Annotated in this window: 15 protein-coding genes and 1 pseudogene; 3 read left to right on the forward strand and 13 right to left on the reverse strand. The window is 35.3% G+C overall.

Going from position 1 to position 13,531, the window contains the following annotated elements; all coding sequences use genetic code 11:
* Positions 1-28: 28 nt before the first annotated feature.
* The 10 genes and pseudogenes from atpH to AC1RP4_RS05865 all read right to left on the reverse strand — a co-directional run bounded on the left by atpH (position 29) and on the right by AC1RP4_RS05865 (position 7,866).
* Positions 29-571: an ATP synthase F1 subunit delta gene (atpH, locus tag AC1RP4_RS05820; protein ID WP_481761637.1), complete on the reverse strand. Its 543-nt coding sequence runs from the start codon at positions 569-571 to the stop codon at positions 29-31.
* Between the two features lies 1 nt (position 572).
* Positions 573-1,082 carry a F0F1 ATP synthase subunit B gene (atpF, locus tag AC1RP4_RS05825; RefSeq protein WP_409022304.1) on the reverse strand — a complete coding sequence of 170 codons (510 nt, stop codon included), beginning with the start codon at positions 1,080-1,082 and terminating at the stop codon, positions 573-575.
* A gap of 71 nt (positions 1,083-1,153) precedes the next feature.
* Positions 1,154-1,366: a F0F1 ATP synthase subunit C gene (gene atpE / locus AC1RP4_RS05830; protein ID WP_409022303.1), complete on the reverse strand. Its 213-nt coding sequence runs from the start codon at positions 1,364-1,366 to the stop codon at positions 1,154-1,156.
* A gap of 30 nt (positions 1,367-1,396) precedes the next feature.
* Positions 1,397-2,107, reverse strand: a complete 711-nt coding sequence (atpB, locus tag AC1RP4_RS05835) for a F0F1 ATP synthase subunit A (RefSeq protein WP_409022302.1) — start codon at positions 2,105-2,107, stop codon at positions 1,397-1,399.
* 218 nt (positions 2,108-2,325) lie between these two features.
* A complete protein-coding gene (gene upp / locus AC1RP4_RS05840) occupies positions 2,326-2,955 on the reverse strand; it encodes a uracil phosphoribosyltransferase (protein WP_409022301.1) in 630 nt (209 codons plus the stop codon).
* A gap of 64 nt (positions 2,956-3,019) precedes the next feature.
* A complete protein-coding gene (gene glyA / locus AC1RP4_RS05845; RefSeq protein WP_481761720.1) occupies positions 3,020-4,282 on the reverse strand; it encodes a serine hydroxymethyltransferase in 1,263 nt (420 codons plus the stop codon).
* Positions 4,283-4,315: 33 nt separating this feature from the next.
* Positions 4,316-5,299, reverse strand: a pseudogene (locus tag AC1RP4_RS05850) (L-threonylcarbamoyladenylate synthase); the annotation flags it as partial.
* Between the two features lie 16 nt (positions 5,300-5,315).
* On the reverse strand, positions 5,316-6,161 hold the full coding sequence (gene prmC / locus AC1RP4_RS05855) for a peptide chain release factor N(5)-glutamine methyltransferase (protein ID WP_481761636.1): 846 nt from the start codon (positions 6,159-6,161) through the stop codon (positions 5,316-5,318).
* Entirely contained in the window at positions 6,154-7,239 is a 1,086-nt protein-coding gene (prfA, locus tag AC1RP4_RS05860) for a peptide chain release factor 1 (RefSeq protein ID WP_409022299.1), read from the reverse strand. The genes prmC and prfA overlap by 8 nt, the downstream gene beginning before the upstream one ends.
* A 45-nt stretch (positions 7,240-7,284) precedes the next feature.
* Entirely contained in the window at positions 7,285-7,866 is a 582-nt protein-coding gene (locus tag AC1RP4_RS05865; protein ID WP_409022298.1) for a thymidine kinase, read from the reverse strand.
* 213 nt (positions 7,867-8,079) lie between these two features.
* Here AC1RP4_RS05865 and AC1RP4_RS05870 point away from each other — a divergent pair, with 213 nt between their 5' ends.
* Positions 8,080-9,426, forward strand: coding sequence for a MurT ligase domain-containing protein (locus AC1RP4_RS05870; protein ID WP_481761635.1), 1,347 nt, complete (start codon positions 8,080-8,082; stop codon positions 9,424-9,426).
* Positions 9,427-9,428: 2 nt separating this feature from the next.
* A complete protein-coding gene (locus AC1RP4_RS05875; RefSeq protein ID WP_409022296.1) occupies positions 9,429-10,136 on the forward strand; it encodes a type 1 glutamine amidotransferase in 708 nt (235 codons plus the stop codon).
* A 53-nt stretch (positions 10,137-10,189) separates the two neighbouring features.
* Here AC1RP4_RS05875 and manA read toward each other — a convergent pair whose 3' ends face one another.
* The 3 genes from manA to AC1RP4_RS05890 form a co-directional block, all read right to left on the reverse strand.
* The gene (gene manA, locus AC1RP4_RS05880; protein WP_481761634.1) at positions 10,190-11,155 is read right to left on the reverse strand and encodes a mannose-6-phosphate isomerase, class I; all 966 of its coding nucleotides are present in this window, start codon (positions 11,153-11,155) and stop codon (positions 10,190-10,192) included.
* Positions 11,156-11,231: 76 nt separating this feature from the next.
* Positions 11,232-12,242, reverse strand: coding sequence for a serine hydrolase domain-containing protein (locus AC1RP4_RS05885; protein WP_481761633.1), 1,011 nt, complete (start codon positions 12,240-12,242; stop codon positions 11,232-11,234).
* A gap of 6 nt (positions 12,243-12,248) precedes the next feature.
* The gene (locus tag AC1RP4_RS05890; protein ID WP_409022293.1) at positions 12,249-12,902 is read right to left on the reverse strand and encodes a histidine phosphatase family protein; all 654 of its coding nucleotides are present in this window, start codon (positions 12,900-12,902) and stop codon (positions 12,249-12,251) included.
* 189 nt (positions 12,903-13,091) lie between these two features.
* Between AC1RP4_RS05890 and AC1RP4_RS05895 the strand changes: the two genes are divergently transcribed.
* Positions 13,092-13,430, forward strand: coding sequence for a hypothetical protein (locus tag AC1RP4_RS05895; protein ID WP_481761632.1), 339 nt, complete (start codon positions 13,092-13,094; stop codon positions 13,428-13,430).
* Positions 13,431-13,531 lie beyond the last annotated feature (101 nt).

A 13,531-nucleotide genomic window follows, 5' to 3' on the forward strand; every position in this document is an offset into this window, starting at 1 on the left:
AGGTTCACCTCTTAACTACTTTAATATGTTACTCCGCTAATAATCGTTTTACTTTGTTGATTTTTGATGAAATTGATCCATCAAAAATCTGATTATTGGCTTCAATAATAACGCCACCAATAATTTTTTCATCAATAATATTGTTAAATACTATCTTATTTGCACCGATTCTTTCTGCAAACTTACTTGATAATTTCGTTAATTGACTATCATCAAGCTCAATTGCAGTTGTAACGGTTGCATGTACAATTTTTTCTTTAACATCGCATAATCGTTCGAATTCTTCAATTATTCCAACCATATCACCCATTCGACCATAATCAAAGACCATTTGGATAACGTTTGCAATAATTGGAGATGCATCTTTGAGTAAGACCTTAACAAGGTCTTGCTTTTCTAACAAATTAAGACGTGCATCAACAAGCACTTCACTCAATTGTGGATTAGCAAGAAAAACTTGTCTAACTTCCTCTAATTCTTCAGAAAAGGCAACAATATTACCTTGTTCATCAGCAATTTCAAAGATGGCTTCACCGTAACGATTGGCAACGGTTGCCTTATCTAATTTCATTTTACTTTACCAACCCTTCAATATAAGAATTGATTAAGTTTTTTTGATCATTCTCATTTAATTCTTTTTGAATAATCTTAGAAGCAATTTCAATAGATAATTCAGCGACATCACTTTGAACGCTACTCAATACTTCTTGGCGTTCTTGTTCAATATCTTTAACAGCATTTTGTTTCAACGTCGTTGCTTCATCTTGAGCTCCAGAAACGATATCATCATGTTGCTTTTTACCGTTATCTTTTGCACGACTAACAATTTCAGATGCTTCTTGACGTGAATTATCTAATTGGTCTTGTCGTTCAGTTGCCAAAATATCGGCTTTTTTTCTTGAATCTTCAGCAGAATCTAAATCATTTGCAATTTTATCTGCACGGTCACTCATCATTTTTGTGACAGGACCCCATGCAAAGTGTTTGATGATTAACATCAAAATAACAAACGAAATAATATAGAATAAGAAATCACCAGTTTGAAAATTACCAACTGCACCGAAAACTAAATCTGAAAACATCTATTGACACCTCCTTTTTAAAATTAATATATTTCGTTGTATCAACGAAGAATCAAACTTAATTTCAAAAATTATTTAGCCATCAATAAGAATGAAATAACGATAGCAATAATAGGAACGGCTTCAATCAAACCAACACCAATAAACATTGTTGAACGTAATTGACCAGATAATTCTGGTTGGCGAGCCATACCTTCGATTGTTTTAGAAATAACTAAACCATTACCAATACCTGTTGCGACAGCGGCTAAACCAGCTGCAATACCTGCTGCTAATAATCCCATAATAATTGTTTCCTCCTTAGATATCTTGTTTTATTCTTTTTGTACTTTTCCACCGATATAAACCATTGACAATGTTACGAATACGTAAGCTTGGATACTTCCGATAAACAGAGAGAATCCTTGCCAGATCATTTCAACTGGTAAAGCCACGATAGTCATTAATGGGCCCATAGAAACTGCACCACCAATTAACGTTAATAATACTTCCCCAGCGTAAATGTTTCCGTACAAACGAAGAGCTAATGTTAGCAAATTTGTAAATTCTTCAATCAAGTTAATAGGTAAAAGAAATGCAACTGGACTCAAATAGGAATTTTTAATATATCCCTTAAATCCGAATTGAATAACACCCATAAAATGTGATAATAGCAGAATCAAAAATGCAAACGTTAGTGTCGTTAGCGGACTCGACGTTGGACTTTTAATCAACGTCTTGTCGCCAAAACCTATTTGTAAAAATAAACCCATTTGGTTAGATACAAAGATAAATAAGAATAACGTAAATGCTAATAAATTAAACTTCTTACCTTCTTTTCCTGGCATTGCGCTTTTAACAATCCCATTGGTGAAATCAATGAGCCATTCCAAAACATTTTGTCTACCAGTCGGTTTCATGGTCAGTCTTCTCGATAATACAATAGCTATCATCGCGACAATCACACATGCAAGTAAACCGGAAACGACATTCGTAATATTGAAAGGTAGGCCATAAAAATTCACAACGAAAGCATCTCCATCCACAGAATTTCACCTCTTTCCAAACTTTTATTTGACCGTATAAAACGGTATAAATTAAAGAGAATAACTTTATAAATATTCTCCAATTACAAAAGAAATCATACCACCAATTGAAATAAAATACAAAAGAAATTCTGACTTATTTTGAGTTTTTTTTCACATTAAAAAAAATGACACCTAGACGGCTTACGCATAAGCATTCTAAGGGCCATTCATTTAATTTATTTCGTACCAAACAATCGATCACCTGCATCGCCCAAACCTGGGACAATGTAGCCATCTTCATTCAAGTGATCATCAAGTGCTGCTGTATAAATATCAATATCAGGATGTTTTTCACGTAAAGCTGCAACACCTTCTGGAGCCGCAACAAGACAAACAAACTTAATTGTCTTTGCGCCGCGCTTCTTCAATGCATCAACTGCCATAATAGCAGAACCACCAGTAGCAAGCATTGGGTCTACTACAAGAAGATCACGACTAGCAATATCTTCAGGCATTTTTACAAAATATTCTGTTGGTTGGAATGTTGTTTCATCACGGTACATACCAATATGTCCAACTTTAGCTGCTGGTAATAATTCCAAAATACCATCAACCATCCCTAAACCAGCTCTTAAAATAGGAATAATAGCAATTTTCTTACCAGCCAATGTTTTTTGTGTTGTTTTACCCATAGGTGTTTCAACGATAACATCTTCTAAAGCAAAATCGCGAGAAACATCATATACCATTAGTTCAGCAATTTCATTAACAACTTCTCTAAATTCTTTTGTACCACAGTTCTTATCACGTATAATCGTTAATTTGTGTTGAATTAACGGATGGTCCATCACTTGAAATTTGCCCATTACGAAACACTCCCTTAAATTTAGTCTATTCTATTTTAGCGAATTATTACCTAAAATACTAGTCTTAAACGTATTTAATTTGTGAAATAGGATGCTTTTTAGATAATGCTAAAACTTGCGAACCAATTTCGGCTAATTTATCGTCATCATCGTGAAATTGAATTGCGTATAGAATTAGAATTGCAATCACTTTTACGTCTTCGCTGTCAAACCCACGAGTAGAAATTGCTGGCGTTCCAATTCGAATTCCAGACGTTTTAAATGGGCTCAATGATTCATTTGGAATTGTATTTTTATTCACAGTAATATGAACACGATCTAATAAGTTTTGAACTTCTTTTCCATTTAACCCAGAAGGTGTTACATCTAAGTTCATTAAGTGATTATCAGTTCCACCAGAAATAACTCTCACTAAATCTGACTGTGCAAATACGCCAGCCATTGCTTGTGAATTCTGAACAACTTGATACATATACGCCGTAAATGCTGGTTGCGCTGCCTCATAGAATGCTGCCGCTTTCCCAGCAATTACGTGTTCAAGTGGGCCACCCTGTGTACCAGGGAAAACTGCCGAGTTTAGTTTTTTAGCATATTTTTCTTTAGCAAGAATCATTCCACCACGAGGGCCACGTAACGTTTTATGCGTTGTTGTCGTAACAACATCAGCTACATCTACGGGATTTGGATGCAGTCCAGTAGCTACAAGACCAGCAATATGAGCCATATCTACCATTAAATAGGCGCCAACTTCATCAGCGATTGCTCTAAATTTTGTAAAGTCGATCATTCGACTATAAGCTGAGGCTCCAGCAATAATCATTTTAGGTTTTTCTTTAAGTGCTATCTCTCGAATAGCATCATAATTTAAACGTTCTGTTTTAGAATCAACACCATAACTAACAAAATTGTACAATTCACCTGAGAAATTTACTGGTGAACCATGCGTTAAATGTCCACCATCGTTTAATTTCATTCCTAAAATCTTATCTTGAGGTTCTAAAAATGCCTGGTAAACGGCCATATTAGCTTGTGAACCAGAATGTGGTTGTACATTGGCATATTCAGCATGGAATAGTGCCTTAGCACGATCAATAGCTAATTGTTCAACTACATCAATATACTCACAACCACCGTAGTAACGCTTATTAGGATACCCTTCAGCATACTTATTGGTTAACACGCTACCTTGTGCAGCACGTACAGCATCAGAAACGATATTTTCAGACGCAATTAATTCAATATTGTCCTCTTGGCGTTTTTCTTCATGAGCGATTGCATCCCACAATTCTTTATCCTGTTGTTTATATTTCACTTTTTCAGCATCCATAAGTTCAACAATATTTTGGCTACTTGCTGCTTTTTCAAGACGGTTCATGTAAGCAACACCCAATCCCTTTTTATCAAACCCTTCAACTAAAATCATTTGAACATTAGGGTTGTCATCGAAGTAGCGTAAACCGTCAAAAAGTGATTGGCTTGCTGATTCAATTGTTTTTCCTAAAGAAGAATAGCCACTATTCTTAGGTATCTGATCCGTATCAATTTGACCTTCTTTTGCCATTAATCCGATTGCAATATCTTGTTTAGCGACCCAGTCTAAAATATCTGACCAATTTTGTGTTGAATCAACAATCACAACTTGTGCTCTTGGTGCATAATGTCGATACTTCATCCCAGGTGCTTTTGGCGTTTCTCCTTCGGCAACTTCATGTGTATCATCACTAACGTGTCCAATTACATCCTCAATTTGTGACTGAGTAACTGCTCCAGGTCTCAAAATTGTTGGTTCATCTGTACTCATGTCTAAGACAGTTGACTCCACCCCTACTTTTGTTTGCCCATCATCAATGATACCAGCAATTTTACCATTCAAATCATGAGCAACATGTTCTGCCATTGTTGGACTAGGTTTACCTGAAGTATTAGCTGAAGGGCCAACAATTGGAACGCCCGACTTAATAATAAAATCTAATGTAACTTTGTTATCTGGCATTCTAAAGGCTGCAGTTTCTAAACCGCCTGTAACAGTCTTTGAAAGAGCTCCTGCTTTTAATTTAAGGATAAGCGTCAATGAACCCGGCCAAAATGTTTTAATTAACTTTTCCACATTGGCAGTAAGTGGTTGTGCATATTCCCGAACTGTCTCTACATCGGCAACGTGTACGATTAGTGGATTATCACTTGGTCGACCTTTTGCAGCATACACTTGTTTGACTGCCTCTTCATTTGTCGCATCGGCACCCAATCCGTACACTGTTTCAGTTGGGAATGCGATCAATTGTCCTTGCTTTAATAACTCTGCAGCAGTTTCTATTTCATTAGGTTGATAAATAATTGTTTCCATTAACTCAACACCCCTTTTATAATTTTGCGTGAATCATTCTTTGATTATCAAAACTATCTTTTTTTCCTTCTATTAAAACTGCATTTTCAAATGCGTTTGTTAACATCTTTATCACGGCGTTTTCTTGTTGATACCCTATTTCAAAGAAAATATCTCTTGGTTTTTGCGTGAAGCGAGCCACCTCTTCTATCATTCTTCGATACAAGATTAGACCATTTTCAGCTGCAAATAATGCGACTTGCGGTTCATGTTCAATCACACTTTTATCCATCACATCTCGCTCATTTTCGGCAATGTATGGTGGATTAGACACGATGACATCCACTTTCAATTCATGAATAGGTTCTGTTAAATCTCCAATCAAAAATGTTACATCAACTTGCTGTGCTTGTGCATTTTTTTTGGCAACCGTAATTGCTTCTTTAGAAATATCACTTGCAAAGATTTGCCAATTTGGTCGCTGTTGTTTTAAAGCAATCGCAATTGCTCCAGAACCGGTTCCAATATCAGCAATTACCAACTTCTCATTAGCAGGCAATGTCTCCAACATCCATTCTACCAATTCTTCCGTCTCAGGTCTCGGAATAAGGGTTGCTTCGGTCACTTTCAATTGCATACCAAAAAAGTAGGCATGACCAATAATGTATTGTGCCGGCATTCCATCACAAAATTGCTGAATATCTATCTGATATTGTTGCCACTCATTTTTTGGCATTTTTGTTTGATAATTCATTAATAAATCAGTCGTTGACCAGCTTAGTCGCTCTAATAATAACCACTGACCACTTTCAACTTCTAACTTATGTTCCTCTATACACAAAGAAGCCCATTTCAAGGCTTCATAGTAGGTTGGATTAGTCATTTTCTTGCAACTTTTCCATTTTTTGTGTTTGATCATATAAAATCAATGAATCGATTACTTCTTCAAGTTCACCATTCATAACACGATCTAATTTATTCAATGATAATCCAATTCGATGATCAGTCACACGATTTTGAGGGAAATTATAAGTTCTAATTCGTTCTGAACGGTCCCCTGATCCAACAGCTGATTTTCTATTTTCATTGTAAGCACTTTGTTCTTGTTGTGAATAGAAATCATAAACTCGAGCCTTCAAAATTTTCATAGCTTTTTCACGATTTTGTTGTTGTGAACGTTCATCTTGCATAGCTACAACAATGTTTGTTGGTAAATGGGTCATTCGGACAGCAGATGATGTCTTATTAACATGTTGTCCACCGGCACCAGAAGAACGATAAACATCCGTTCTAATATCTTTTGCATCAATTTCAATTTCAACATCTTCTGCTTCAGGCATAACACCTACTGTTGCAGTAGAAGTATGCACACGTCCAGCTGATTCTGTTGATGGAATTCGTTGAACTCGATGTGCACCACTTTCATATTTCAGCTTAGAAAAGACACTATCACCATTAATCAACAGGACAATTTCTTTAAAACCACCGACTTCAGTCACATTTTTATCCACAATTTCAACAGTCCAACCTTGCTTCTCAGCGTATTTAGAATACATTGAGAATAAATCTGCAGCAAATAAACTAGCTTCATCCCCACCGGCAGCGCCGTGAATTTCCATGATAATATTTTTATCATCATTAGGATCCTTAGGAATTAATAGTACCTTAATTTCTTCTTCTAAAGCTGCTTTTGCTTTCTTTGCGTCAGATAATTCTTCTTTAGCCATTTCAGCCATTTCAGAATCTAAATTTTCGCCTAGCATTTCTTCAGCATCTGCAAGTTCTTGAACAACAACTTTATATTGGCGATATTTCTCAACTGTTTCGCGGATACTTGCCATTTCTTTTGATAATTCCATAAACCGATTATTATTTGAAATAATCTCAGGATCAGACAATAATTCGCCTAATTCTTCATAGCGATCATCAACTGATTGTAATTGATCATACATTTCATCCATTTTATATTGTCTCCTCTTAATTCTTTATCTTTCTAGTCTATCTGATTATTGTAATTGTGTCATCAACGGATTGTTATAATGTTTACGACATACTGGATAATAATCTTCATTACCACCTATTAAAATTTGTTCGCCAGCATATACAGGTTTACCATCATGAATACGTAAATTCATGATGGCCTTTTTATGACAAAACCAGCAAATTGTTTTCATTTCTTCAATCTTGTCAGCATATAATAATAAATATTTTGATCCTTCAAACAATTCGTTTTTAAAATCATTCTTTAACCCAAAAGCCATAACTGGAATATTTAATTCATCCACAATTTTAGCTAATTGAATAATATGTGCTTGTTTTAGAAATTGTGATTCGTCTATTAAAACACAAGCAGCATTTGAATTAGTCTGTTGAACTAAATCAAAGACATTTGTTTCTTCAAAAATAGGTGTCGCCTCACGTTTCAATCCAATTCGACTTGAAACAAATCCAACACCATCCCTGTCATCCACACCACTTGTTAAAATAATAACTGATTTATTTTGTTCTTCATAATTATGCGCAACTTTTAAGATTTCAATTGTCTTACCACTATTCATTGCACCGTATTTAAAAAATAATTGCGCCATAATAAACCTCTTCTGTTTTTCAGATTTCCGTCTTTAAGTATATCCGATTTAAGCTTGGATTTCATTAAATAAAAATTTTTTCTTAATATTAGGCATTTTATATGTAGAATTTTGTAATTATGCTATTATAGACATAATATAAATTCAGTAAAGTAGGCTATGACGTGGATTCTATCCTATGTAGTCAATTTTCTGTAAACGGAGGATATTTTAATGACGATAAAAAGCTCAATAGCAACTGTCGCAGGGAAATCATCATATTGGTTTTTGCACACCTTTCTAAAAGGTGGTAGCTCTCTACCCGGCAAAATAACTGCCGCGTTAGATCCAGAAATTTTAAAAACATTAGGTGCTAATTATGACGTTATTGTCATCACTGGAACCAACGGTAAAACCTTAACAACCGCCTTAACAGTTAAGGTTTTAGGTGCTAAATATGACCATATCTTAACAAACTCTGCTGGATCAAATATGGAACAAGGTATTATCACAGCATTTCTAACGGATAAGCGCAAAAAAAATGAGCGTCCTCTTGCTGTTCTTGAGGTTGATGAAGCAAATGTCATTAAAGTAACCCAATACATCACGCCTAAAGCATTTGTTCTAACAAATATTTTCCGTGATCAAATGGACCGCTACGGTGAAATTTATACAACTTACAAAAAAATTATTGATGGGATTAAATTAGCACCCAATGCAACAATTATTGCAAATGGTGATGCACCCATTTTCCATTCAATTGAATTACCAAATCCTTTTGTTTTCTACGGTTTTAATCATGAAGAGGAAACAGAAAGTTTAGCACCTACGAATACTGATGGGATTCTTTGTCCAGTTTGTCAACATATCTTACATTATAAAACCCGTACGTATGCTAATCTCGGGAAATATTATTGTCCAAACTGTCATTTTAGTCGTCCAAAATTAGACTACCAATTAACATCACTTTTAGAACAAACACCCACATCATCTCACTTTATAGTTGATGGACAACCCATGGAAATTCATGTCGGCGGTTTATATAACATCTACAACGCCCTTGCTGCTTATGCAGTTGGTCGTGTCTTCAATGTTGGTCCTGCAACAATTAGTAATACATTAAGTGAAGACGATGAGCAAGTCTTTGGTCGACAAGAAGTCATCCATGTTGAAGACAAAGACATTACCTTAGTTTTAGTTAAAAATCCAGTTGGCCTCGATCAGGTACTAGATATGATTGCAACAGATACAGAACCATTCTCGTTGGCCTTCTTATTAAATGCAAATTACGCAGATGGTATTGATACCAGTTGGATTTGGGATGGGAATTTCGAACAATTAACACAAATGAACATTCCTCAATTCATGACGGGTGGTGAACGTTATAAAGATGTTTCATTCCGTTTTAAGGTCGCTGGTGTCAAAGATGAACAATTAATTAAAGAACCTGACATTGCTAAAGTTATCGAACAACTTAAAACCTTCCCCACAAAACATATTTACGTTTTAGCCACTTATACAGCTGTTTTACAGTTACGTAAATCACTCGCTAATGATGGTTATATCAAGGAGGGCATGTAATAATGGCAAAATATCATTTAAACGTCGCCCATTTATATGGTGACTTATTAAATACTTATGGTGATGTTGGTAACCTATTGGTGTTAGAATATTATGCCAAGCAAATGGATACTGACTTACAAACTGAAGTCATCAGTTTAGATCAACCTTTTGACAAAGATCATTTTGACTTAACTTTCTTTGGTGGTGGACAAGATTTCGAACAAAAAATTGTCTCAAAAGATATTCAAGACAAAAAAGAGGCCTTAACCGACTATATTGAAGATAACGGTCCCCTCCTCGCAATTTGTGGCGGTTACCAATTACTTGGTCAATATTATGTCGGTGCTGATGGTGAAAAAATTCCTGGCATTGGTGCAATGAGTCATTATACAGAGACACAAGATGACAATCGTTTTATCGGAGATATTACGATTCAAAATGAAGATACCGGTGAAACTTACCATGGTTTTGAAAATCATAACGGGATGACCTTCCTCGGTAAAGATGAACGACCACTTGGTAAAGTGTTAAAAGGTAAAGGTAATAATGGTAGTGATGCTTCAGAAGGTGTCATTTACAAAAACGTTTTTGGTTCATATTTCCATGGCCCAATCTTAACAAGAAATGGTGAATTAGCTAAACGTCTACTACTGCTTGCGTTGCATCGTAAATATCCAGATGTTGATTTTAGTCAACAAGAAGCACTCGTTATCGAACCAACATTTTAGTAAAAAAATAAAGATTCAAACAATAGTATATTATTGTTTGAATCTTTATTTTTTTATGCTTTTTCTCCAGGTTCTGATGCAATAATTTGCATATCACCTGTAATTGTCCATTCTTTAACTTCGTTTGGTAAAATAAAATGCATACCCATTTTTAAATCATATATTTTATCATCGACTTTAATCTGACCTTCACCTTTTAAAACTGAAACAAGAGTATAAGGTGCGACTGTTCTTTTAAAATTTGCTGATCCGTTTGAAATCAACCATTCATAAACACTAAAGAATGGTGTTTTAACAAAGGTTGTTACTTTGGCATCCCCGACCATTTTTGTTTGAATATCGAGTTCAGGAACTTTATTAGGCACATTAGTAACATCAATCGATTGTTGAATATGCAAGTCACGCTTCTTACCCGTTGTTGCATCCACACGGTCAAAATCGTAAACACGATATGTTGTATCACTACTTTGTTGCGTTTCAAGGACCATCACACCAGAACCAATGGCATGAATTGTACCACTAGGAACATAAAAGAAATCTCCCGCTTTAACAGGTACATGCGTAAATAAATCATCCCATCTTTCGTCATGAATCATTTCCGCTAATTCTTCACGTGTTTTAGCATGGTGCCCATAAATAAGTTCTGCCCCAGGTTCGGCTGAAATAACATACCAACATTCTGTTTTACCAAGTTCATGCTCATGTTGCATTGCATAAGTATCATCCGGATGTACTTGAACTGATAAATCTTGATTAGCATCTAAAATTTTAGTTAGAAGTGGAAAAACATCCCCTTTAGCATTACCAAAAACTTCACGATTTGAATCCCAGACTTCATTCAATGTTTTGCCAGCAAATGGACCATTCAAAACAGTACTTGGGCCATGTGAGTGTGCGGAAATAGCCCAAAGTTCACCAGTATGATTACTTGGAATATCATATCCAAAGACCGTTTTAAGATGATCACCACCCCAAATTTTTTCTTGTAATACAGGTTTTAAGAATAAAGGTTCTGTCATTAGTTGCTCTCTCCTTCGTTAAACATATTATTGGTTTATTTTATCATAAGCGGTTACATTTTTGAATGTTAATCGGTTACAATCCAGCTTTTTCCGTTAAAAAGCTTTCTATAATTTCATCTCGTTTTACCAAATAGAGACTATTATCACTCGTCGGATGTACCCTATTCGTTAAGACAACCAACCCGTCTTGCATGGATTGATCCATTATTATAAATGTTCCTGTATAACCAGTATGATAGACAGATAAGCAATCGCCATCTCCACGAAGATCCCAGCCAAGTGAACGACCCAAGCTTCTTGTAGGTGTTTGATCTGAGAATAACATTTGCGTCGTCTCCGGCCGTAATACTGGACGTTCAGGACCATCTGACATAAACCACTGCATAAATCGTAATAAGTCGGATACAGTGGAAAATAACCCTGCCGATCCACAATGTTCTTTTAAAATCCGTGCTTTGGGGTCATGAACAATACCCTTTAAAAGACCTAAGTCAGGAATAATCTCAGTTGGAACACTTCTTGAGATATTTGGACTAAAAGTACTATCAGTTAATCCTAAGGGATTTAAGACTTCTTGCTGCAATGCTTGCTGAACAGGAATTTTTAAAATACTTTCAATAATATATCCTAAAAAAATTAGTCCGATATCACTATAAATAACTTTTTTTCCAAGATTTTCACCATTACTTAGTCCGAATAGTGCTTGTTTTAAATCTGGTTCCGATAATTGATTTCGATTTTTAATATACCCTTGAAAATCTGCCGTATGCGTCAACATATGCCGTAAAGTCACCCGTTCGTCCTGATAATTTGGTAGGTATTTTTTTACGGAATCATCAACATTCAAACGACCCTCTTCTTGTAATTTTAAAATAAGAGTTGTTGTTCCTATCACTTTAGTTAGTGATGCAACGTCGTAAAGTGCATTGTCAGCTAATTGTTCAGTTTCAGGGACTAATTGCGAATATCCCAAATAGTTTTGATTGCTAATTGTATTATGATGGATAACCCCATATGAAGCACCAGGAACAATACCATCATTAACTAACTGTCGAATTTTATTTATCGTTTTAGGATATAGCAATCGTAATCACCCCTTTTGATTAATCTTCACAATTGTAAATTTACCTTTTTTAAAATCAACGTTACTAACACTAGCATTCTTCAAGAGCATCGTTGGAAGTTGATTTTTTTCTAAGCTGTCGATAAAACTTGATAACACAAGACCATGAGACACAATTAAAATATTTCCTCCCTGCGTCTGGTACTGATTCCCAATATCCGTTAATGTATCAATTATTCGACTAGTCATCTTATCATATGTTTCAGCTTGGCTAGTTCCTTCAAGCTCTGCGAACATATTTACTAAGTTTCTAAAGCGATTATGCCCTAAAACGGCCTGACTCACTTTAAAAAAACCAAATTTTTTAACAAGCATTGGAATTAAATCTTTATTTTTCATCTCTTCTAGTCGACCAAAATCGACTTCTCGAAGTCCTCTTAATGGTTGAAATTCAAACGAAGAGTCATGCTTTTCAAGAATAAAGTCCGCAGTATCTTGCGTTCGTTTTAAGTCACTTGTGTACACGGCTTCAAAATAGACATCTTTTAATTGTGTTCCCAAATTTCTAGCTGCCTCTCGCCCCTTGTGTGTCAGACGAGAATTAGTCACGCCTTGTAGCCTCTTTAATCTGTTCAATCGTGTTTGACCATGTCTTACTAAATAAAAATGAACTGTCTTCATCGCCTGCACCTCCATAAAATGGTTTATATTTGTACCTTCAAGTATACGCTACCATTAAGATTTTACCTAAGTAAAAACCTAAAATATATTTTTAAATTTAGTCTGTCTACGACTATAATAAAATAAATCAAAACATTTTCGTTTAAATTGGTATAATGAAGTAAATCATTTAGATGGGGAGTGTCACTTATGGCTAGTAATTCAGATTCTATATTCTTCGTCTTATCTTATGTCAGACGACATCCAGAAGACGTTTTCTTTTCACGCTTGACCTATACTAATTCAATAACCCTCGTCATACCAGGAAGCGTCAAAGTAGCTGATGCTGATATTTATTTTTTACCAGATAAACTAACTGTTAATCGTCTCACTGATGATTTCGTTTCAAAACACGGTGATTTATTAGATTACTTTAACGATAAATTAGATCATTCCATCCCTGACTATATGGACGTCTGGGTAACAACCGTGTATCTGACACATCATGATAAATATTTAATTGAACTTTCATTTGAACAAAATGTCTAAACAAAAAAGTGATTAAGCAGGTTCTGAAGTGAACCCCAAAAGTTGGAGTAAATATTAAGCGATCATCTGGTCGGTATGTTTTCGATATTCAATCGGAGACA

It is taken from the genome of Dellaglioa sp. CoH-56-MRSF-10 (assembly GCF_056782175.1).